We start from the raw sequence: 23,032 nt of genomic DNA on the forward strand, positions 1-23,032 counted from the left end.
ATATTCCGCGTCGGGCCGGCAGCGCGCACGGAAGGACTATCGCGACCCGTCACTCTGACGTCGCTACCATACGCGCTCTAACCGCCAGTAGCCGTCATTGTCTAGGACGAGACGCCAGGTCTGCGGCGCGACCTCTGTTTCCTTCGCTATGCGATAGGTCGGGATGGAGAGATGAATGGCGCCCTCAACGGGGTGCCACTCGGCGATCACGGTGACACCGTCGCCAAACTCGACGAGACATCCAGGCCCTATTTTGCGATCGTCATCAACGGAGATGCGATCACGACGGAACGCATGACTATGTGGAAACACAAACGCATTATCGGCACCGCGGACCGCTATTCGACGTTATTCCTCTCGCATCCGCACCACGACCTTGCCCCTGGCATGGCCGGCTTCCAGATACGCAATCGCCTCACCGATCTCGGCAAATAAAAAGACACGGTCGATGATCGGCTCAAGTTTTTTCTGTTCGATGAGCTGAGCAAGCTCCGCCAGTTCGGCGCCGCTCGGATGCATGAACAGGTAGCGATATGAAACGCCGTGCTTTCTGGCTTCTGCACGCAGGCCGCGGGATGCGAACCAGAACAGCATCGTGAGCAACGGGCCTCGGCCCAGATCCTTTCGCGCGGTCTCGGGCTCTGGCATGCCCGCAATCGATACCACCTTGCCGCCGCGCTTCACCACACGGAATGATGTCTTGAGCGTTTCGCCTCCAAGCAGATCGAACACGCCGTCCATGTCATGCACATGGTCCTCGAACCGCTGCGAGGTGTAGTCGATCACCACATCGGCTCCGAGCCGTTCGACAAGTGCTTTTCCACGCGGCGATGCCGTTGTTGTAACCTCTGCGCCGAGCCATTTCGCCAACTGGATGGCGAACGTGCCGACGCCGCCCGCCCCTGCCGGTATGAAGACCCGGCTGCCGTTCCGCAGGTTGAGTTCGTCGCGCAACGCCTGAAGTGCGGTGAGCCCCGCGAGCGGGACCGCCGCGGCGGTGACGAAATCGACCGACGAAGGTATTCGAGCGAGGAGGTTTTCGGGGAGAACCGCGTATTCCGCGAAGGCTCCCATGGAATCCTTCGGCATGCGGGCGAAGACGCGGTCTCCCTTCGCAAACCGCGTTGCGCCGGCGCCGCATTCTTCCACGACGCCCGCTAAGTCGTTTCCCAGGACGGTTGGCAAGGCATATCGGTAGATGATCTTAAGTTTGCCCTCGCGCGTCTTGAAATCGACCGGGTTGAGGCCAGCGGCGTGGACGCGCACCAGCACTTCACCCTGCTCCGGTCGCGGTCGCGGTAGCTCACGGAGTTCCGTGGCTTCCGGCCCGCCATATTTCGTCAGGACAAATGCTTTCATCTGCATGAACATCCGTGGGGACCGTTCATTCTCCTGTCTAGCACGAGGTGCGCGTGGTCGGCACCGTCGAAGCTTCCCACGGGAGATCAGAACCCCATAGACCAAACCTTCGGAGGTTTCTCATGCCCAACAGGACGAAGAAATGGTCGGCGGACGTCACTGAGCACAGTGATGCGCTCGAACTGGAGCCGCACGTGTTCGAGAAGGACAACCCAAAAGAGATTGCGGCATCATTGAAGCGATCGGCCGACAAGAGCGAAAACCGCAAATCCGAGCCCTTTCGTTCGGCGATGTCCATGCTGACCTTCTACATCAATCGCGCCGGCAGGAATCTTCCGGCGAAGCGCAAGAAGGTCCTGGAAGACGCAAAGGACGAGCTACGCCGAGCATATGGAAGGCTCGCCGAGGACTGACGGACTTGCCTATGCGCGCGCATATCTTCCTTTGGTCCATCATGGTCGTGACTTCTCCCGGATTGCCTGCACGACCACATCGATGTCGTGAGGCTCAATCCCGAGTTCTCGGAAGCCGCACCGTTCCGCGACGTTGTCGATCCGCATGAGTTCGACCTGGTTGCGCGTCAGCGGCGCGCCGGGGACGAGTTCGGCGACGATGGCGAGCGCGTGCCATGCCAGAAACGGCACAGGCATCAAGCGGACGCGTACGCCGAGTAGCCGGGAGATCTCCTCGACCAGTTCCCGGTAGGAGTAGACACGCGGTCCGCCGAACTCGAACAGACGCGCCTCGGGGTCGCTCGCCCCCAGCGCGAGTCGCGCTATGGCTTCCGCGACGTCTTCAACAAATGCCGGCTGGAGACGCGTGTCGCCGCTACCGAACAGCGGGTACGCAGGAAGGATTCGTAACAGTCTCACGATCGTCGTCAGAAATGCGTCGTCGCTTCCCGTCATTACCGCGGGACGGACGATGATCGCATTCGGAAATACAGCTGCAACGGCTTCCTCGCCCTGCCCTCGCGCCCGGATGTAGCTCGACGCCGAGCGGGGGTTGGAACCGATTCCGGATATCTGGATGTATCGCACAGCGCCGGCATCTCGTGCGGCGGCTGCCAATCTCAAGGCGGCCTCGACATGGATCCGTTCGAACGTGACGTCGCCGTGCTCGGTATAGAGACTGACTGCGTTGATGACCGTGCTCGCGCCTGAAACGGCCGCAGCAACTTGCTCCTGGTCGAGGATATCCGCTTTTACGGCAGAAAATGATCCACCATGAACCTGCTCGTGCCTTGCACGAGTGGAATGGCGCGATGCCGCACGGACAGCGGTGCCGTGGTCAAGGAGATGCTTGACGATCCTGCGTCCGAGAAAGCCCGAACCGCCGAACACGGTCGTCAACTCAAGCCTGGAATGCGCCTCGCCTGATGGTCTTGCTGTGTCCTCCATCCCTTTTCAACGGCCTCGGCCGGGAAGCGTTCGACCGAACGCGCTTTTTCAGGACAGAAGGCGGCCCGGCAAGGTGCTGGGCGATGGCGGGGGTGCCCAATAGCGCGGCCTTCGGGAGTGAGTCAGATTGTCGCAATTAAACCCGCGATTCTACGCTCCGACTCTCTTCCAGGTGCTTCCACGACGCTTCCACGAGCCATCTTTGGGCGATAAAAATCGGAAAGTAAAAGCCCCCGAAAACATCATGTTTTCAGGGGCTTATAGATTGGTTGCGGGGATAGGATTTGAACCTATGACCTTCAGGTTATGAGCCTGACGAGCTACCGGGCTGCTCCACCCCGCGTTAAACTTTTGCTCGCCTTCGAAATCATGCCGGGCAGCAATCCGGCGACACCTAGGCGCCGATCAATTCTCATCCGGTAGATGACTGAAAAGGCAACTCGGGCGAACGCCCTAGTGCGAAACCACGTGTACCAATGCACACTCGCTTTGGAAAGGGCTGCGCCTCACATTTCCTAACTTTTATAGGTCCGGACGACAATTCATTCCAAATTCGATTGGCTTCCTCGATGATATGAACCAACCCTGTTCACGCGCAGCGAAGCCTCTTTTGAAAAACAAGATCATCCCCTTCTCGCCTATACCCCTCGGCGCGCCATGTTACGCTATGCGCCGGCCGATCCGTAAATTTCAAATCGAAGCACTACTGGTGTCCGAATCCGAAATCAACATCGGCGAATGCAAGCCGCGCGGCCAATCCATATGACCCTCAGCGAGAGTTGAGCGCTGGAATCAGATCGCTGGCGAGTTTCCTGACGAGACCGATAAACGCTGCCGTCCAAGCCAGCAAAGCCACATAGACGCATACATCCGCGATAGGCCGTAAGAACTCCAGCCGCATGGCACTGGACATCTCGTAAGTGCAGACCGTGTACATCCCCAACGGAAAGACCGCACTCCAATACGCCGGGTCGTACCTGAGAGGGAAACGCCGATAAACATGCCGCCAGACAAACAAGACGATGAGAAGCGGTATCCACCACGTTCCGGCAGCCCAGAAAAAGATGGTGAAACCCTTGAGAAAGGGAAGTAGCTCCTCAAGGAACCACGCATCCGCCGCATTCTCAATCAGCACCGAACCAGCAAGCGTTGAGATAGCCATCGCCCCCATGTTGATCCAGTACGAGGGCACGAAATCGGCAGGCGAGAACTTAAAAAACATATAGCGATAGAAAATAAGCGAGATGATCGAGATATACATCATGCCGCCCCACAGCAACATCGAAAGCGCCAGAAAATTGACGTCGAGCCGGAGGGGTTGATGAATATGTCGTGCGAGTAGCGCGCTAAGGAGAGCGATCGCCTGGGTCGAAACGACCGCAAGCAACCAAGCCCCGGTGATTCCCTGATCAATGGTCGGCTTGGCTTCCATAATCGTCAGGTTTGCAAAAATTGTGTAGGTCAGGATAATCCAGAGGAGAATACCAAAAATCCAAAGTCCCATGGCAACGTCTAATGCGCCAGCGAGTATGAATTGGTTCGCCATCACCCCCGTGGCAGCCACCGCGGAAAGAAATCCAGGCGCAGAACGATGGTCGGTGAGATCGACAATCAGTGCTCGACGGTAGCGTATGAGTCGCCACGACGTGAGAATCCAGAGCGCTACAAATTGCGTTGTATTCAGCCAAAGAAGAGCGACGGCGATCGGATGAAATCCGGCCCGCTCCGAAGCAATGGAGACGATCCCAGTAGCCATCACCAACGCAAAATAGGCTGGTGAAAGGCGGCGAGCGCCGCGCATGCGAAGCCGAAAGCGACGTTTAGGTGAGTCAAACGGCTGCACTAGACTTCACTGACCTTGAGCTTAGACACCGTTGTGACGTCACACCGCCCCTCCGGGGGCGGTGTGAATGGTTGACAGGCAAACCTCTCAGGATCGCCTAGATAAAGGATTCAATGGGCGGGAACGGCTTCGGCGATCGCAGCGCTGATCGGCTTCACATTCCTGAAGCCAACTCGCGAGAACGAGACATAAAAAGCCGCCATATTCATCAGCGCCCAGACAACAAAGCCGAGCGTATACCCGCCAATCAGGTAGTTGCTAGCGGCCAGAACAGCGGTCATCGTGAAACCGCAAGCCGCGCCGGCAGCTTTGGCCAATCCACTGACTGCGCCAACTTGTTCAAAGTAAATCGGGATTAGCTTGATGACCACTGCCGCTGACGCGCCCGACAGCAACGCCAATCCGTAAATGGCGACCAACTCTAAACTCAGTGAAATCTGCAACGCCATCAGCACGGCGAGAACAGACATAGCACCGAACATCCAAGTCAAAAGGGAAAAAACCTCATAACGGTCAGCCAGCCAGCCCCCGAGCGGTCGGGTAAGGGCCACGCAAACCACCAGCAGCGGCGTGTAAAATGCCACTGCCGAGGTCGCTTCCACGTGCCAATGATCGACGAGATAGGTCGGCATCGTCGACGCGAAAAACACCAAGGTGCCGAACGCCACCCAATAAAGGCCAGGCACCAGCCAAACAACGACGCCCGAGCGGTAGACAGCCAAAATCTCCCGCGTCGACGTATTCTTAAGCTTCTTGTTCGGCGCATCAGACGTGAAAAACATGTAAACCGCCGCCATTAACAACGTAGGAATGGCGAAGATAGGGAATATGATACGCCAGCCCTCAGGATCGTTCGCATCTGCAACGCTCGTAATGACGAACGTAACAGCCATCATACCAAAGGTAATCCCGATATTACCCAAGGCAAAAAGCCCCAAGGCCATGCCTTGTCTGGACTTGGGATACCACGACGACACGTGAGCGTTACCTACCACGAAGGTCGCACCACCAAGTCCTAGCATCGACCCCAGGAACAGGAAGGAATAATAGCCCTCCGCAAAGGTTCCGAAAATCAGAACCACTGAAAGGCAGACCAACAAAATCGTGAACACAGTCCGGCCACCGAACTTGTCAGTCCAGATACCTAGCGGAATACTGACAGCAGCGGCGAAAAGCGGCTCCATCGCAGCCAAAACAAGCACTTGCGTGCTTGTGAAATGGTACCACTCAATCAAAAATGGGGCGAGCGCAGAAAACATCCCCCAAATAGCGAACCCCAGCGAAAACGCTAAGGTTGAGATCCACAACACCTTCGCGTTGCCTTGCGGCTCGCTTGGCGCATCTACCTTGCCAACTGAATGTTCCACCGGTAGCTCCTACCTAAGAAATAATCTATCTAGCTGATTGCGTTGCTTCTAAAAAACCAGGTTAATACCTGGATCCTGACCTTAAGCTACCGGTTCGCCGCGCTGCTAAGCCAACGGGATCCGCTCCGCACGATCTCCTCAACCGACAAGTCAACTCATAATTCTCGCCGGCGAGCGAAACTCGCCGGCGAGAATATCTTTATCTCTTTTACCAGAACGTAACTATTACGCCAAGCTACTAGTGAGCAGATCTCACAGTGTTTCTGATCTGAATCTGGTACGGCCGCCACAAGTACCAGAAGGGGAACATGATCAAATGCACGAGCCGGGAGAACGGAAACAGGGAGATCACCAAGAACCCGGTAAGCATGTGCGCTTTAACAGGAAGCGGCAAAGCCGACACATAGTGAGTTTGCGGATTCAGAGATACCAGCGAAATCAACCACGGCACCGCAGTATCGATGTACCAGTCAGCTCCCCAGCGGTAAGCCAAAGAAACCCAGAAACCAAGTGCGACCTGCACAAGAAGCGCGACCAGCAATATGCCGTCCATTGGGCTGGTCACGGCAAGAATTCGCTCCGTTGTAAATCGGCGCACTATCAAAACGCATAGGCCTATCAGCGCGGCGAAACCGAACGCAAAGCCAATCAGCTCGACAGTGTATAGCGCTGTCGGCGTAGATGTCAGGCTTGACCACATACCAGGAACAAGAAACCCGATCATATGGGCTAGCAGGACAACTACAATACCGTAATGCCAAGGTACGGAGCCCCAAAACAAACGGCGGTTCTCCAGAAGTTGGGACGACAACGTTGAATAGGAAAACCGATTTGTGCGGTAACGATGAACACCACCGATAACCGCCACCACGATCGCCAAGTATGGCAGAACCGCGAACAGGAATACGTCATACATAGAATTTGCCTCCGTCACACATGGGATATTCCTCTCACGCTCGCCAATCCAGCAGGTCGTCTGCTGCGACCTCCGCAAGTGGCTTATACACCTTGAAATGCTGCCGGCCGGCTTGGGTCCAGAATACGACATGCGTTTCTACTGGAGGACAGCCGGGATCAGAACAAGGAAGCTCCGACACCATGATCGTCTCGTCCTCATCAAGATTGAATCGTTCTCGGGTCCAGCTAAGGACACGCTCCTGCTCAGCTGAGCGGTCAGCGCGCTTTTTCGTCATACCCTCACTTAGCAAAAGCCGTAATGAGTCGAGCACTTGATGATATGGGTGTGCGCGCTTCTCCGCCTCTTCCACATCATAATCTTCGCTCATAGCCAACAAAAAGCCGCCCTCCAGTACATCACCCTGGCCTTGGCCCTTGAGCTGTTTACGATCGTCTTCCTGACTCTGCCCCTCAATCAACTTTCGCGCTTCGCGCTGCTGCGCCTTTAGCTGCTTTCGTAAATCACGATCGTCCAGCTTCGCACGCTCAATTCCGGTATCGCCATCAATATCAGCCGGTCCGTGTTGATGACTCTCCGTTTCCGGCTTCGTTGTCATACGCTCAAGCGCCGGCAACAACCCTTTGTTCAAAAGAGCATCGATGTCTTCGCCCTCGTTCTCTGCAGCGAAGCGTAATACGATCGACAAGCGATCCGGCATTTCCGAAGCATCGGGCTCAAACCCGCTTGCGCGATAACTTTTCTTAAGTTCGACCAAAAATACACTGCGCTTGTAGTTTTCACCGAAAAGCTGATAGCCAACATAGGGATGACATATCGAATTCAGATCAAAAAAACCGCTATAAACCTCCTGCAGCTTTCCTTCCGGCGTCTGCTCGGCAAAATCTCGGAAGCCTACCAACAAAGCCGCGGCCTGCGGCTGCACAGATTTCACCAGCGCCACGCATTCGGCAGCCTTATGCTCTAAACCTGCAACAGGATAATCGAGGATGTCAGCAAACAACCCCAAAACCTTGGCGCGGTTCGAATACAAAACCTCTGCACGATGCGAAAAACGACTCATGATCTTTATGTCGAGCCTATGATACTGAACACTTTATATAAAAATATAAGACAGTCTTCCTATTTCAGACCATCTTAGAACCACGCGAGACGGGTCCGAATGCATAACCCGGATACCGTCTCGCGCCTTGCCGTGCGGGAAGAGGGCCTATGGTCCTCTTGCCGGATCGGTGTGGAAGCCGACGCCGACCGCACCCTTGCGGATCGGATAGTTGTGAGAGACCGGGTCGAGCTGCGGGAACAGAGCATCAACCGCCGTCTCACGCTCCATCGGCGGAACAACAAAGCGTTCCTCGAAGGTCGGCATCGAGGTGAGCCGCCAGATCGCCTCGACCTCCGCCGCGGTGGTCTTGCCTTCCGCCAGCGCCCGCTGCACCTCCTCGTCCGGAATGTCCTTGACCTTCCTCGAACGCATGTAGACGCGCACCGCCACCAGCTTCTTGTAGACACCGCGGATGATGTCCTCATTACCGCCCGCCAGCAAGCTCGCCATATAGCGGAGCGGAATACGCGAACGTTCCAGCGAGCTCATCAACGGTCCCAACCGTGATTCACTAGCAATGTTGTCGTACACGCCGTTCTCCACCTTGGCCAGAACCGGCCCCAGCGGCGGCACGTAGAACAGCATCGGCAACGTGCGGAACTCCGGATGCAGCGGCAGCGCGATGCCCCACTTCTTGACGAACTGGTAGACCGGAGACTTCTGCGCAGCCTCGATCTTCGAATCCGGAATCCCGTTGGCTCTCGCGGCCGCGATGATCTCCGGATCGAACGGATCCTTGATGATGTTGCGCTGCGCCATCACCAGCTGATCCTGCGGCGACTTGGCCGTCTCCTCGATCGCGTCCGCATCGTAAAGCACGAGGCCGATATACCGGATGCGTCCCACGCAGGAGTGGAAGCACGCCGGCGGCTGGCCACTCTCCAGACGCGGATAGCAGAGGATGCACTTCTCGGCCTTGCCGGTCGACCAGTTGAAGTAGGTCTTCTTGTACGGGCAACCCGAGACGCACATGCGCCAGGCGCGGCAGCGCTCCTGGCTCACCAGCACCACGCCGTCCTCGCCGCGCTTGTAGAGCGCGCCCTGCGGGCACGCCGCCACACAGCCCGGATTGAGGCAGTGATTGCAGATGCGCGGCAGATAGAAGAACACCGTGCTGTTGATCTCGTTGATCTGACGCATCTCCTCATCGGAGGCGCCGTCGAAGTTCGGATCGTTGTTCGCATAGACCTGCGAGCCGCCGAGGTCGTCGTCCCAGTTCGGACCGGCCTCGATCGTGTCCATGTACTTGCCGGTCACCATCGAAATCGCCCGCGCAGTCGGCTGCTCGTCGGCCAAGGGCGCGCTGATCAGGTTCTGGTAATCGTAGGTCCAGGGCTCGAAATAATCGTCGAGCGTCGGCAGATAGGGGTTGTAGAAGATGTTGGTGAGCGTTCCCCACTTGCCCTGCAGCCGCAGCCGAAGGCTCTTCTGCCTCTGACCGTCAACCACCCAGCCGCCGCGATACTTGGTCTGGTCTTCCCAACGTGTCGGGTAACCCGTACCCGGCTTGGTCTCCACGTTGTTCCAGTACATGTACTCGGTGCCCTTGCGATCGGTCCAAATGTTCTTGCACGCGATGCTGCAGGTGTGGCAACCGATGCACTTGTCCAAGTGAAAGACCATCGAAACTTGAGCTCGGATGTCCATGTGTATACTCCTTCGTTCCTATGGCTCGTTCTTATGACTTCATTTTTCGATTGTCGTTGCGCACTTATCTGTTGCCGTTCTCATCGACAGTGTCGGGCGCAGGTGGTTTTGACGATTCACCGCCTCGCTTGCGACGTGAATCCACCGTCGCTTGCGCAGCAGCCAACGCAAGTCCATCACCCATGCTCGCTATTGTCGGATCGATATGCTGGTGTCCCGCCGGAGTTGGAGTGTCGCGTACTGCCACGATGCTACCCTCAAACTCGAGCGTCATGCCGGCAAGCGGGTGATTCGTATCAACTACTACATACCCGTTATCCTCATCGACCTCGGTAACGATCACATTCTCAACTCGACGCTCATCGTCGCTGTGCGCAAGAAAACACATTCCCGGCTCAATTTGATCTACACCGCCAAACGTTTCAGCCGGCACTCGCTGCTGCAACGCCTTGTCGCGTTCTCCGTAAGCCTCTTCAGGCGGCAACGTCACTTCAAACCGCTCGCCCGCAGCCCTACCCTCGAGCGCGCGCTCAAGGGCAGGTAGCAGACGTCCACTCCCATGCTGATACTCTAACGGCTCATCGCCCCACACAGCTGACCGAATGTGACGAATCTGGCCGTTAGTCCGCAGAGTGTAGTTAATGGTCACGTATTTCCCGACGCTAACCCGCTCAGGCGCGCCGAAATGCGCCGGAGCCGATTCATGATCGTGATCGTGATCATGGTCGTGATCATGATCGTGACCATGCGTCGCGATATCGCCTACCATTCCAACTTCTCCATCTTACGCACGACGACATGGGTGTCGCGTGTGAAGATACCAGTCGGACCCCAATAGTTAAAGCCGTATGTAAACTGAGCATATCCACCAGCCAAGAACAATGGGTTGATACGAGTACGCGTCAGACTGTTGTGTCCACCGCCCCGCCACTTGCGTTCCTGCGACTTAGGAATGTACACCGTACGCTCAACTGCGTGGTAATACATGCAAGTACCCGGTTGAATTCGGCGGCTCACGTTGGCGCGCGTTACGACCACACCGTTGTCGTTGTAGACCTCGACCCAGTCGTTATCCTCAATACCGACCTTCTCTGCATCTCTATCATTGATCCACACCGGATCCATGCCGCGAGATAGCATCAGCATACGGTGATTGTCTTTGTAAGTAGAGTGAATGTTCCACTTACCATGCGGCGTGATGTAGTTCAGAACCAATGAACGATCATCAACCCGACTCTTAACAATATCACCGGTCTTGCGCGGATTAAGCCGCGGTTTGTAAGTCGGGATATGCTCACCAAAGTCAAGGTACCACTGATGATCGAGATACAAAGATTGCCGACCGGTCAGCGTACGCCAAGGCACCAAACGCTCGACGTTCATACACCAGGCGGAATACGCCCGACCGTCGTTCGTCATACCCGTCCAGCAGGGACTCGTAAGAATTCGTCTCGGCTGGCGCGTCAGATCGTAGAAGGTCGAAGAGACACCCCTAGTGGGCTCCGCAATATCGACAAGCGGTAGACCAACATGATGCTCCTCGTTATGGAAGCCCTGATAGCATACCTCGCCGTTTGCCTCAGGCGCACACATCAACAAGGTGTTGCATGCGTCAAGCACATCTTCCAGACTTGGATACCGCTTGCCACCCCATTCCACACACCGCATATGCCTCGCATCCGGCATCGGCATGACGGGATTATCAAGCATCTGGTCGTACTGCTTCTTGATCGGAATGTTTACACCGACCGCAGAAACGCCATCCTCGCGAGCCTTCGGACCGAACGAAATGAACTTGTTATACAAGTTCGCATAATCTCGCTCGACCACTCGTACGTGCGGGAATGACTTGCCCGGCACCGGCTTGCATTCACCCTCAGCCCAATCGAGAATCTCCGGCTGAGCCAGCTCATCAGGAGTATCGTGCATGAGCGGCTGAACAACCACGTCCTTAACCGGCTTCGAGAACGCTAGCGGAGCCAACTCACTGACCTTTTTAGAGATCAGCTTGAAGATTTCCCAGTCCGTTTTCGATTCCCATACCGGCGGAACCGCCTGTCCCAGCACGTGCAAGAACGAATGCAAGTCCGTCGTATTAAGGTCGTTCTTCTCATACCAGAAGGCAGTCGGGAGCACGATGTCAGAATAAAGTGACGTCGTGTTCATACGGAAGTTAAGATCGACAACCAAATCGTACTTTCCGCGTGGCGCCACGTCACGGTACTTCACCGTATGCGTTTTGCCCTTAGCACGATCCTCGGCAATCGAGTTGTCGTGAGCTCCGAGATAATGCCGCAAGAAGAACTCGTGACCTTTAGCGCTCGACTGGATCGCGTTACCGCGCCAGATGAACCACATCCGAGGCCAACTCTCGTCAGCATCCGGATCATCGATCGCGAAGTTCACCTTCTTACTGGCGACCTGATCGACGACGTGTGTGACGATATCCTCAGTGCTCTTCGCACCCGCACGCTCGGCTTCGGCTGCCAATTCGATTGGGTTACGGTTGAAGTGCGGCGTGAATGGCATCCAGCCAGAACGTACCGACTTCGCCTCCAGGTCTATCGCATGACCCTTAGCCCATCGCGGATTCGGCGCAGTCAAGCCGTACTCCGTAAACTCCTGCTCGTAGCGCCACTGACAGCTATGAGCATAGTGCCAAGTCGACGACTGCACGACCCGCGGCGGCTTGGTCCAGTCGAGCGCCATCGCAATCGTATTCCAGGGCGCAACGGGAGCAAGTTTTTCCTGACCAACGTAGTGGTTGATACCACCGCCGTTGACACCGCAGCAACCGCACAGGATCAAGGCGACCGTCGCAGATCGGTAACAAAGGTTATTGTAGTACCAGTGGTTGGCACTGGCGCCCACGATAACCATGGACTTGCCGTTCGTGAGTTCTGCGTTGGTCGCAAACTCCCGCGCGAACCTTATCGCCGTCTCACGGCCGATGCCGGTGTGACGCTCCTGCCAAGCTGGAGTATAAGGCGCATCTTCATCGTCGTAGCTGGTTGCAAACGAGCCTTCCAGACCACGGCTATGGCCGAACTGAGACATCATGATGTCAAAGCCGGTCGCAACGAGTACCTCGCCCTTGTCCGTAGCGATGCGCTTAACCGGAACGCCGCGCGAAACAACGCTGCCATTCACGAAGTCGTCAAACCCAACCTGCACCACACCATCGGATTGATCGATAAAGCTCAATACCGGATCGATCGGACTGTTATCCAACGTGTCTTCAGCAGACAGATTCCACTTGCCATGCGTAGAACCCCAACGGTCACCGACCTGACCCTTGAACGCACGGGGCTCACCGGTGCCGGCATCAAGCACCAGCATCTTCCAGTCGCCGTTCTCGACGTCCTGGTAGCGCGCAACACGCTTAGCGCGCAACAACCGGCCCGTCTTGTAAGTGTTCCCATTGGGCTCCAACTCGACAAGGAACGGAAGGTCAGTGTAGCGCTTCACGTAGTCGATGAAGTACGGAACCTGACGATCGATATAGTACTCCTTGAGGATAACGTGATTGGCCGCCATCCATAGAGCCGTATCCTGGCCCGCCTGAAGCGGAATCCACTCGTCGCAATACTTGGCGATCTGACTGAAGTCCGGCGAGAGAACCACAAATTTGGTACCCTCGGTCCGCGCTTCTGCAATGAAGTGCACGTCGGGGGTACGCGTCATGTTCATGTTCGCAGCCATCGAAACAATGAACTTACTGTTGTACCAGTCTGCGCTTTCGCACACGTCGGTCTGGTCGCCCCAAATCTCCGGGAACGACGTCGGCAAGTCGGCATACCAGTCGTAAAAGCTCATGTTTACGCCGCCGAAGAGCTGAAGGAAGCGTGAACCCGCAGCATACGACAACATCGACATGGCCGGAATGGGCGAGAAGCCCATTACCCTATCCGGACCCCACTTACGGGCCGTATATAGGGCAGCCGCAGCAATCAGCTCGACCAGCTCCACCCACTTGGCACGGCGGAAACCACCCTTGCCGCGCGCCTTCTGAATACGAAGCCGCTTTTGCTCGTCTCCAACCAGGGAGGCCCAAGCCTGCACCGGATCAGGATGCGACGCCTTGGCTTCTTTCCAAAGGTCGTAAAGAGGACCGCGGATATATGGGTACTTCACCCGGATCGGGCTGTAGACATACCAGGACGCAGAGATACCACGCTGGCATCCACGCGGCTCGTAGGGCGGCAGACTGCGCTCAAGAAGCGGATAGTCAGTCTGCTGCATTTCCCAGGTGATGATTCCGTCTTTGACGTAGATCGCCCAAGAGCAGCCACCGGTACAGTTAACGCCATGCGTACTGCGGAAGACGTTATCATGAGACCAGCGGTTGCGGTAAAACTCTTCCCACTTGCGCTCCCGGGGATTAACGAGGTCAAGTATCCAGCTCATCAGTGTCTCCTCGGTGCGTTCGTCCGGCCGCGAGGCCTATTACTATTACCGTCAGTTCCCTTAAACCTTCCGATCCAACCGTCGGAATACATACCCGTAAACCAACCGCCGTGGTAGGGACCCGTGCTTCGTCCGGTCGTAGGCGTAGCCATCATCGGCCGCCGTACACCAAACTTCAGGCGATTCCGCCATCTGAAACCAGCGATCAACAACAGAATCACAGCACCCAAGCCGGTCAATCCTGCCAGCTGCCAGATTGCCGAAGCCGAACGCACGGCCAACCCTTCCTGAGCAAGGAAGGCAGCAACGTCTGCCCGCTCCTGCGGAGTCGGCGGCTGCTTCGTCCAAACTGCTTTCATGGTAGGTGTAGGCAGACCAGCCAGCCAGGAAGATAGTCCGCTAGCTCCACCAAGTCGCTTTGCCACAGTGGTCAAATCAGGAGCAAGCGCTCCGCCGCCGAAAGCTCCGAGGCCGCCGGTGCTGTGACACGCCATACAAGGGGGACCGCCATTAGCGAAGCGATCATTACCGGTGAACAGATCCTTGCCCTTTTCGGCATCACCCTTGAGGGCCGGCGCCGCAGCAGCTGAGGATCCTCCACCGCCACCTGTCTCCAGGAAAGCAATGATGTTGTCGACCTCAGCAGTGGACAACCCCAGATTGGGCATCTCCATGCCGTTATATTTACCGAGCAGCTCGACCGCGACCGGATCTTTCTTGGCGATCATCGCGTCAGGCTTAGAGATCCACTCATGCAGCCATTCGGCAGGACGCTTTTTCGTAACGTCTTTCAGGTCGGGACCGACAAGATCCCCCCCGCCTATGCTGTGACATGCACTGCATGTCTTATCGTCGAATAATTTCTTACCGGCCGCTGCATCGGCTGCGTTAGCCACTGTCGGCAACGCTGCCCATATGGCTGTCGTAGCTAGCGCAACAACGGGCATAAATCGCCACGACGCTAGGGGCTTTTTGCTCATGATCCCTCGTCCTCAGATCCATATGATCGGGCGGGCATTAAGTTTTGTTAGATAACAGACGTTTCCCGCTCGTGACCCGTCGTTCTCAGACCCACATGATCGGCGACGGTAGGTTTATGCTAGACTAGAATCGTTAGAAAGCGCAAGGGCGTTGATCTTCGAAATGAGCATTTTTTTCGTCCTGCGGAAGCAGTGTTGGAGAACGCGACCAACTATCTTTTGTTTCCGATTCAATGACGCAGTGCACCCTCAGATTACGCTTCCTGTTCAGCTAGCAAGCCCATCTACAATGAACAGATATAATGAACAAACCTCCTACAACGCGACCCGCCAGATTCAATATTCGGCAAGCAGGCTGGCGGTTGTCAGCGATCTCGTAAGAAGCTGTTTGCTCCACCGCTCAACCGCTTGCACGGCGGTTCATTTTGTCGCGGCCCGTCGGAACGGTGGCCGAAGCATGAACCAGCTTCCCGGAACCTGATTGTCGTGACGAGACCAAGACCGTTAAAGGCAACCCAAGTACCAAGGTCGCCCAAGTCCGACCTCACTGCGGCGGCTATCCAGCAATCCGTATTCAGTCCGAATTACGTTGAAGCCCGGCACGGAATCCTCGATCATGCGTCGGAATGTCCCTCCCCCACGGCCTAGGAGATTATCATGGCTAAGTCGCGCTTGCCCGCGTTCCTGCAGGACCATCCGGGTCTTGGCAGTCTTGGCAACGTGGAAGTGCCGCGACTGAAGCTGCTTCAGGCTTCATCGCCCGAACTTGCCCAAGCCGAGAACGCAAAAGAAGGTGAGTTCTGGCACAGCCTGCTGGGTCGCAGCATCGGATCGTCCATTCGCATCTGCCCGGTTTTTATCAACTGGTGCTTCATCTTGTGGCGTCCGCGGGAGGCCGGCGGCGGAATTCTTGCGCGTGCAGACGATAGCAAACATTGGATTCCCGCCGATGCCGAATTTTCGGTCAAGCTCAAGAGCGGCGACGAAGTCACGTGGAGGACTGGCCGCACGGTGATGGCATCGGGTCTGAATAAACGGGGCAGCTATAATCCGAACGATCCCAATTCACCGCCTGCCGCCACGCGCTTGTATTCGGTCGTATGTTCGTTTCCGGATCACCAAAATTGGCCGCCCGCGGTGGTGAATTTGCAGCGAACGTCCGAGAAGGCGGCGACCAAGCTGATCGATCAATTGAAAGTCCTTCGCGCGCCGTCTTTTGGAGTCATTTTGGAAATGGCCTCCGTTAAAGATGAGTCTCCATCCGGAGAGTTCTATAACTACGCGTTCGAGCTTTATGGGCCGGTGGAAGACAAACCGTTCTACGAGGAAAACTCCAGGCAATACCGTTTTTTCATCGAGCACGGACTCAAGGTGAAGGACCTGGAGGGCGCGCAAGATGACTAGCTTGACGAGATCGTACCAACTTTGATGCGCCCGTGAAGGGACCGTTCCAGATCGAGCTCGCTTTACCGGTGTCTTTCGACAGGCATGAATGCGCCGATCGCGCGTATGATTTGGCGCAAACGTGGGTTCCATAGAAACACAAGTGCACGTGGATCAGGCAAGCCGGCGCTCAGCCTTCGGGCGGTTACGGGACATCGCTTTTGCACCTGGAGAACGGATGCTCTCCGGTTTCTCTGGTTTGGACAGGTCGCGATGGCCGATCCTGTGGGTTGTCTGCTTCTTCCTGGTCCAGGCTGTGCCTGCGACGATTATCCGCGCTGCCAACCTTGAGGAAGGACGCATTATCGCCATCGCGCGCGGGGCCTTGGAAGCAGGTCATGGGCTGACCCCCTTCGTCTACGGCGAACGGTTCGCTGAGCGACCGGTTTTATTGTCCTGGATAGCTGCACTCTTTGGCGAAACAACTGGCGACGTCACGCTATGGTCGCTGCGCATCCCTCACCTTTGCTTCTTCCTCGCCGGGGCGTTGCTGATCTACAGTTTGCTCAGATCTGTTGCTGGCAAGAGTGCCGCGATTTTCGGCGCACTTTGCTGGATCAGCATGCCCGTTGTCGCGCCAAAATTCATCAATGCCGAACCTGACATCGTTCTCTCGGTCTTGCTGTTCGGCGCGTTTTACGTGTGGTGGCAGGGAACTCGCGATGAGGGACTAACCACCGGCCGATGGCTCTGTATCAGTATGTTGGTCGCACTTGCCGGCCTGACGAAGGGGCCGCAGGAAGTTGCTTATTTCACTCTTGGCGTTGGCGCTTACATCCTTTTGAAACAGCGCGATCAGATTCCAGCATTTGTCGCGGCGAACATTGGCGCCGGATTAATCATTGGGGCCTGGTATGGCCTCGTTTATAAGCCGGGTGATGTCGGTACCTGGGAAGCCCATTCGCGTCTGACGCAGACGACTACCGGCCTGACGACGATTCTCGGACATATGGATTTCGCCAAGAGCCTGGCTGTTGAGTTCCTGCCGGGCTCCATCCTGATAGGCCCCGCAATCATGATCGCCGTCCGCAGATGGCGAGATAATACTCAGCATGACCTGCTGCTTGCCGCGGTCCTGTACTCTGTCGTTTGCACCCTCGTTCTCCTGGTCTGGCCGGGCAAAGTGGCTGCACGTTATGCGATGCCAGGAACCATGACGTTAGCAGTGATCTGTGGGCTGATGTTTGAGAACTGGCGCCACAGCCATCCCAGGGTCATCGTGTCTGCACTGGTCGTGACCTGTATGATTTTTGGCGGGCTGCTGGTTAGAGGCTGGATGGTGATGCCCATCGCTCCGCACCTCTTTCAGGAGAGCCGTCTGGCGGGCCAGGCGATCGCTGCCGCCCTTCAGGAGCGACCTCTCTACATAGCAAGCGGAGATTCGACCGATCACAACATGCTGGTTTATGTGAGAGAACCAATAAGCGCAGTCGCGTTAGACGATCTGGCTAAACTGACCACCTCGGCCATCGCAGTCTTACGTCCCGAGCATCAGCGCGCCGTGCTTCAGATGAGGCCCGAGTTGCAGTTTGTCGAAAAGGGTAATGTCGTCTCCGGTAAAACTCGCTACAACATCGTCGAGATCATCCCTCCAGGATGAACTATGCAGATTTCACGAGCGGTTGCGATCATGTCAGTCTCTGGTCCGACACACTGTCCGCGGCGGCAGTCACGTCTGCCCAAATTCGGACCTTCGTCGGCTACGATCCGTCGTCAGACGGACGGCGGTTCGCAGGCGCAACCTGCTTTCGACCTCCAGCGCAGATAAACAACGATATGATGATAATTCATCAGTATTTTCAAAGTCTTGTATAGCTACTGCGATCATCGCGGCGATCCCCCTGCGATTTCAATTGACCTCGTGGCCCTACTCAGTACTCTCGAAAGACTTGAGTATGCACCGTCTGATTTTGTCACGGACCGCGGCAGCCTCTCCCTGTCCGAAGACCAATTGATATGCTCGGTAAGCTGACGATTGACGCCCTGCCGTTTTATAGCGGCGTCGCCATGGCAGGAGCGCTGACCGTCGTGTGCGGCGCACTGGGCGTGGTCGCAATCATCACGTGGCTCGGTCGATGGCGCTTTCTGTGGTCTGAATGGCTGACGAGCCTCGATCACAAGAAGATCGGCATCATGTACGTGATTCTGGCGCTGATCATGTTGGTGCGCGGCGTCGTTGACGCACTGATGATACGCACCCAGCAAGCATTTGCATTCGAACCGCACGGCTATCTGCCGCCGGACCATTTCAATCAGATCTTCACGTCCCACGCCACCATCATGATGTTCTTCGTGGCGATGCCGTTTGTGCTTGGCCTGTTCAGCATTGTTATTCCGCAGCAGATCGGTGCGCGCCGGGTGGCGTTTCCGTTCATGAATTCGGCGGGCCTGTGGCTGACAGTATCCGGCGCGACATTGGTGATGATCTCGCTCGTCGTCGGCAGGTTCTCCACCGCCTATTGGACCGCGTACCCGCCCCAATCGGGAATGCAGTTCAGTCCGGACGTCGGCGTCGATTACTGGATCTGGGCAGTCTTGCTCAGCAGCGTCGGCTCGATACTGGCGGGAATCTGTTTTCTCGTCACGATCGTCAAGCGGCGCGCGCCAGGGATGCGATTGATGATGATGCCGCTGTTTACCTGGACAGCGCTATGCGCCAGCATATTGATCATATTTGCCTATCCATCCTTGATCGTGGCCGCTGCGCTGCTTGGCCTCGACCGTCATCTCGGCACGCAATTTTTTGCCGGAAGCGATGGCGTCTTGAACTACATCAGCCTGTTCTGGATCTGGGGGCATCCACACGTCTACATTCTGATTTTGCCGGCTTGTGGCATCTATTCGGAAGTCGTGGCAACATTCTCGGGAAGGCGATTGTTCGGCTATAAGTCGCTCGTCTACTCCATGGTCGCCATTACTGGGCTATCATTAGTCGTCTGGCTGCACCATTTTTATACTATCGGTTCCGGTGTCGACGTGAATGCCTTCTTTGGCCGCGCGGCTCCGCTTATTGCCGTGCCCACTATCGTGACAATCGTCTGCTGGTCGCTCACGATCTATCTTGGCCAGGTAAAATTTTCGGTGCCGATGCTTTTTACGCTCGGGTTTATCGTCACGTTCCTCGTAGGCGGTATCACGGGCTTTTTGTTCGCGGTGATACCGCCTAGCATCCACGACACCACGTTCCGAGTGGCCCATTTCCACAACCTGCTGATCCCCGGCGCGTTGTTCGGCTATTTCGCCGGCTATCAATACTGGTTCCCAAAGGCGTTCGGCTTTCGTCTCGAGGAAAAGTGGGGCAGACGGGCCTTCTGGTGCTGGATCGTCGGCTTCTGTCTGGCCTTCATGCCGCTGTACATTCTCGGCTTCATGGGAATGCCGCAGCGCCTCAATCGCAGCGACGTCGCCGATTGGCAGCCGTATCTTATCGTCGCCCAGGCCGGCGTCCTCTTCATCGTATGCGGCGTCACCTTCCTGGCCATCCAGATCGGCGTCAGCATTCGTGACCGCAAAACGCTTGCTGCCTCAAGCAACGATCCATGGAACGGCCGGACGCTCGAATGGGCAACCGCCTCCCCGCCTGCGACCTACAACTTCGCCGCCGTGCCGCACGTGCAGGGCATTGATCCGTGGTGGACCCTGAAGCAGGCGGGAACTTTGGACCACAGGTCCGCGCGCTTTCATGACATCATCATGCCCGGCAAGAGCAGCGCGGGAATCATGCTTGGCGCGATGTCGTTCGTGTTCGCCTTTGCAATGATCTGGCAAATCTGGTGGCTGGCCGCCGCTGGCGGGCTAGGCATTTTTGCCGCGGTACTCTCGCAGACGTTCCATGATCATGCCGGCCAACGTATCCCCGCGAGCGAAGTCGAGGCGATCGAAAGCCGGCGTGGCGTCTCGCCTGCACTCGGACGTGAGGCGCGGACGTGACAGATGCCGTCATCACCGCCGATCATGGCGATGAAACCAATGCCGAATCAGCCCAACGCGCTATCGAGGAGAAGACCTACGGCTTCTGGCTCTGGCTAATGAGTGATGCGATTATCTTCGCGCTGCTGTTCGCGATCTTTGTTGCGATGGCGCGAAATACCGCAGACGGATCGACCCACACGTTATTCCTGCTTCCCCGCATCTTCGCGGAAACCATGCTCCTGCTGGCGAGCAGTGCGACCTTCGGCTTCGCCAGCGTTGCGATATCAGCCGGGCAACGCAGGCGCGCGATCGTCTGGCTGGGGATGACCTCTATTTCCGGGCTCAGCTTCGTCGTCATGGAGATCTCGGAGCTTTATGGCATGGCCATCGCCAATGCCGGCCCGTGGCAAAGTGGCTTTCTTTCTGGTTTTTTCGTTTTGATCGGCACCCACGGAGCCCACGTCAGCTTCGGCCTGGTTTGGATTGTCTTGCTGGGATGCGAAATCGCATTGCGCGGACTCACCCCCATCGCCGCCTCGCGCCTTTATCGCCTGGGCCTGTTCTGGCATTTCCTCGTTATCGTATGGATCAACATCTTCTCATTCATTTACCTGCCCCGGCTTCTCTAGCATGGCAGCAGCGCCGCAATCGTCTGAAAGGTCAAACGTTTACGTCGCGGGGAGGTCTCGATGAAATCGTACCTCGTCGGCGTCGTTCTAGCGTCGATGCTCACCGCGATTCCATTCGGCTTCGTCGCCACCCGCACGTTGCCTCCGACACAAACTTTGGTCGTCATCGCCATCGCTGCGGTTGCGCAGGTCGTTGTCCACTTGCGGTACTTCCTGCATCTCGACTTGAAATCATCGTCGCAAGACAAACTGATCGCGTTCTGCTTCGCCGCTATCGTGCTCTTTGTCCTAGTCGGCGGTACGATTTGGATCATGTTGATCGGTTCCCGCACTGCATAGTCGGTGGTGCCACCGCGATATCTTAAAGACCCGCAAAACTGACGGCGATCGGAGCGCGGCCACCCTGATTGCATCCTCAATCACCAGCGATACACAGACAGGGTCAAAAATCGAAGGGTATTGGCCAGCTTGCCGGCGCTCGAACCCTGGCCCTCGGTGTTGTCGAATGTCGGTCAATTAGGACAACATTCGGAGCACAGCCGCCCCTTTTGCTGACCTGTAGCTCCGACATGGTTGAACAGCCCTTCCGGGTAGCCCCCCTTGGAAGGGCATGCGGGCAGCACGTTCTGAAACGCAGAGCCGACGACGGAACGAAGCGACATCGTGTCCGCGAATGGGGAGGCATCCGGGGTCGATACGCATTGAAACGCTTACTGTTGGAGCCCGAGAGGCTTTATCGACCGCGCTTGCGGTCTGGGCGGGCGAGTCAACCCGAGCGTTTCGCTCGGTTGCGCGGTGCCTGCGATGCTGGATTGCTGCGACGCGTTGACCCAGCTTGATGGAACTCGAGTGGAGATCCGCTATCTTGCTTTCACGCGTCGTGTCCTGACCGCAAACCGGTGCCGACGTCGCCCGACAGTCCCACAAGAACCCGCAACTCTCCTACCAAAACAATCAGTTGCGTGGTCGCTCGGTCAAAAGCCGCCGAAGCGATCCGAATCGGTCCAGCACATCACCGAGATGTTTGCAGAGATCATCACGCCGACGACATATGAACGACAAGGCATCCGTGGCGATTCGGGGAGAAATTGCGAGCTACGTCGAGCGGTGTTGGCTGCGCCACCAAAAGCCGAAAGTGAAAAGCACAGCTGCCGCGAGACCGAACCAGGTGATGGCGTATTGAAGGTGATCATCTTTCAAATGCACATCGAGCGGGCCAGGCTTGGGAACGCCGCTCGCAGGTGCCGGCGTCTCAAGGTCGATGTAAAACGGTGCAACGTTTCCCCAGCCAAGAGCCTGTGCCATCGCGCCTATGTCGCGCGAGAACCACAGCCGCTTGTCCCGGCTGGTAGACGCAGTCAGGGCGCCAGCTTCTTCCGGGAAGCGGAGATAACCCGTCATCGCCACGGGCTGTCCCGTCACCAACGGTTTCACCGCACGATCCTGCTGGTTGCGATCCTGCGTGGTGTTCTGCACGAAGCCCGTATTAACAACGAGTACGCTCCCGTCGGCCAGTCGCGCGGGCAGAAATGCCCACGTGCCAAGCCCAACATCCGGGCGCACAGCCGAGCCGGAGCTGTAAACCATTGCGTCGGGTCGCGCTTCGTAGGTCGCCGAAAAACTCACCCGGCGAAATTCATCCCTGACCGACGATAATGTCGCCCAGTCTGCCGGCGGGAACAAGGCGATGGGCGCGGCGGTCAATCGCTCGGTGAGCGCTGCTATCAGCGCGTGCTTCTCGGCCCCGCGCCGCAACTGCCAGACGCCAAGACCGACGAGCACGGCGACCATGACCAGCGCAACGAGGCCGAGGCCGAGGCCGGCGCTGCTACCGCGACGGCGGGAGGCATTCATAGGCGATTACGAGAGACTACGCGTCCCTCAGCAGCCTTGTGATGAAACTGGAGGCTGATCAGGAGCGATTTCATTGCGCGCAAGGGCCACAGCGTAACAGCGAGGACTGTTGGGATCCAGAGAGCAGCGTGGATCCAGAGGGCTGGCTGATACTTGACTTCGACGACGAG

At 56.8% G+C, this 23,032-nt stretch carries 19 protein-coding genes and 1 tRNA gene; 6 read left to right on the forward strand and 14 right to left on the reverse strand.

The window, feature by feature from the left end; genetic code table 11:
* Positions 1–63: 63 nt before the first annotated feature.
* Both AC1RT6_RS17505 and AC1RT6_RS17510 read right to left on the reverse strand, forming a co-directional pair.
* Entirely contained in the window at positions 64–312 is a 249-nt protein-coding gene (locus tag AC1RT6_RS17505) for a hypothetical protein (RefSeq protein ID WP_244553535.1), read from the reverse strand.
* A gap of 36 nt (positions 313–348) precedes the next feature.
* Positions 349–1,359: an NADP-dependent oxidoreductase gene (locus AC1RT6_RS17510; protein ID WP_079447845.1), complete on the reverse strand. Its 1,011-nt coding sequence runs from the start codon at positions 1,357–1,359 to the stop codon at positions 349–351.
* 122 nt (positions 1,360–1,481) lie between these two features.
* Here AC1RT6_RS17510 and AC1RT6_RS17515 point away from each other — a divergent pair, with 122 nt between their 5' ends.
* On the forward strand, positions 1,482–1,772 hold the full coding sequence (locus AC1RT6_RS17515; protein WP_079447817.1) for a DUF3175 domain-containing protein: 291 nt from the start codon (positions 1,482–1,484) through the stop codon (positions 1,770–1,772).
* Positions 1,773–1,811: 39 nt separating this feature from the next.
* On the opposite strand, the gene AC1RT6_RS17520 is transcribed toward AC1RT6_RS17515, so the two are convergent.
* From AC1RT6_RS17520 to AC1RT6_RS17565, 10 genes are all read right to left on the reverse strand, one after another.
* Positions 1,812–2,759, reverse strand: coding sequence for a complex I NDUFA9 subunit family protein (locus AC1RT6_RS17520; protein ID WP_079447818.1), 948 nt, complete (start codon positions 2,757–2,759; stop codon positions 1,812–1,814).
* A 266-nt stretch (positions 2,760–3,025) separates the two neighbouring features.
* A tRNA-Met gene (locus tag AC1RT6_RS17525) sits at positions 3,026–3,102 on the reverse strand.
* 426 nt (positions 3,103–3,528) lie between these two features.
* A complete protein-coding gene (locus AC1RT6_RS17530; RefSeq protein WP_079447820.1) occupies positions 3,529–4,560 on the reverse strand; it encodes a tellurite resistance/C4-dicarboxylate transporter family protein in 1,032 nt (343 codons plus the stop codon).
* Positions 4,561–4,712: 152 nt separating this feature from the next.
* Positions 4,713–5,969 (reverse strand): MFS transporter, encoded by a 1,257-nt coding sequence (locus AC1RT6_RS17535; protein WP_079447821.1) that lies wholly within the window; start codon positions 5,967–5,969, stop codon positions 4,713–4,715.
* 238 nt (positions 5,970–6,207) lie between these two features.
* Entirely contained in the window at positions 6,208–6,885 is a 678-nt protein-coding gene (narI, locus tag AC1RT6_RS17540) for a respiratory nitrate reductase subunit gamma (RefSeq protein ID WP_079447822.1), read from the reverse strand.
* A gap of 34 nt (positions 6,886–6,919) precedes the next feature.
* Complete coding sequence (gene narJ, locus AC1RT6_RS17545; protein WP_079447823.1) at positions 6,920–7,948, reverse strand: nitrate reductase molybdenum cofactor assembly chaperone; 1,029 nt, start codon at positions 7,946–7,948, stop codon at positions 6,920–6,922.
* A 147-nt stretch (positions 7,949–8,095) separates the two neighbouring features.
* Entirely contained in the window at positions 8,096–9,637 is a 1,542-nt protein-coding gene (narH, locus tag AC1RT6_RS17550; protein ID WP_309775774.1) for a nitrate reductase subunit beta, read from the reverse strand.
* A gap of 64 nt (positions 9,638–9,701) precedes the next feature.
* Positions 9,702–10,406: an FKBP-type peptidyl-prolyl cis-trans isomerase gene (locus AC1RT6_RS17555; protein ID WP_079447847.1), complete on the reverse strand. Its 705-nt coding sequence runs from the start codon at positions 10,404–10,406 to the stop codon at positions 9,702–9,704.
* Complete coding sequence (locus AC1RT6_RS17560) at positions 10,400–14,044, reverse strand: nitrate reductase subunit alpha (RefSeq protein ID WP_079447848.1); 3,645 nt, start codon at positions 14,042–14,044, stop codon at positions 10,400–10,402. The genes AC1RT6_RS17555 and AC1RT6_RS17560 overlap by 7 nt, the downstream gene beginning before the upstream one ends.
* A complete protein-coding gene (locus AC1RT6_RS17565; protein WP_079447849.1) occupies positions 14,044–15,024 on the reverse strand; it encodes a c-type cytochrome in 981 nt (326 codons plus the stop codon). Before AC1RT6_RS17565 ends, AC1RT6_RS17560 begins: the two co-directional genes overlap by 1 nt.
* A 657-nt stretch (positions 15,025–15,681) precedes the next feature.
* Here AC1RT6_RS17565 and AC1RT6_RS17570 point away from each other — a divergent pair.
* The 5 genes from AC1RT6_RS17570 (at position 15,682) to cyoD (ending at position 21,347) form a co-directional block, all read left to right on the forward strand.
* Positions 15,682–16,428 carry a hypothetical protein gene (locus AC1RT6_RS17570; RefSeq protein WP_079447850.1) on the forward strand — a complete coding sequence of 249 codons (747 nt, stop codon included), beginning with the start codon at positions 15,682–15,684 and terminating at the stop codon, positions 16,426–16,428.
* Positions 16,429–16,549: 121 nt separating this feature from the next.
* A complete protein-coding gene (locus tag AC1RT6_RS17575; RefSeq protein WP_493029556.1) occupies positions 16,550–18,067 on the forward strand; it encodes an ArnT family glycosyltransferase in 1,518 nt (505 codons plus the stop codon).
* Between the two features lie 356 nt (positions 18,068–18,423).
* Complete coding sequence (locus AC1RT6_RS17580) at positions 18,424–20,397, forward strand: cbb3-type cytochrome c oxidase subunit I (RefSeq protein ID WP_079447853.1); 1,974 nt, start codon at positions 18,424–18,426, stop codon at positions 20,395–20,397.
* On the forward strand, positions 20,394–21,008 hold the full coding sequence (locus AC1RT6_RS17585; RefSeq protein WP_472791399.1) for a cytochrome c oxidase subunit 3: 615 nt from the start codon (positions 20,394–20,396) through the stop codon (positions 21,006–21,008). Before AC1RT6_RS17580 ends, AC1RT6_RS17585 begins: the two co-directional genes overlap by 4 nt.
* 60 nt (positions 21,009–21,068) lie before the next feature.
* A complete protein-coding gene (gene cyoD, locus AC1RT6_RS17590; protein WP_079447855.1) occupies positions 21,069–21,347 on the forward strand; it encodes a cytochrome o ubiquinol oxidase subunit IV in 279 nt (92 codons plus the stop codon).
* Between the two features lie 756 nt (positions 21,348–22,103).
* Here cyoD and AC1RT6_RS17595 read toward each other — a convergent pair.
* On the reverse strand, positions 22,104–22,862 hold the full coding sequence (locus tag AC1RT6_RS17595; RefSeq protein WP_079447856.1) for an SURF1 family protein: 759 nt from the start codon (positions 22,860–22,862) through the stop codon (positions 22,104–22,106).
* Positions 22,859–23,032, reverse strand: a 174-nt coding sequence (locus tag AC1RT6_RS17600) for a DUF983 domain-containing protein (protein ID WP_493029558.1), incomplete at its 5' end; no start/stop codon positions are given. The genes AC1RT6_RS17600 and AC1RT6_RS17595, both read right to left, overlap by 4 nt.

It is taken from the genome of Nitrobacter sp. MLSD-S21 (assembly GCF_058809865.1).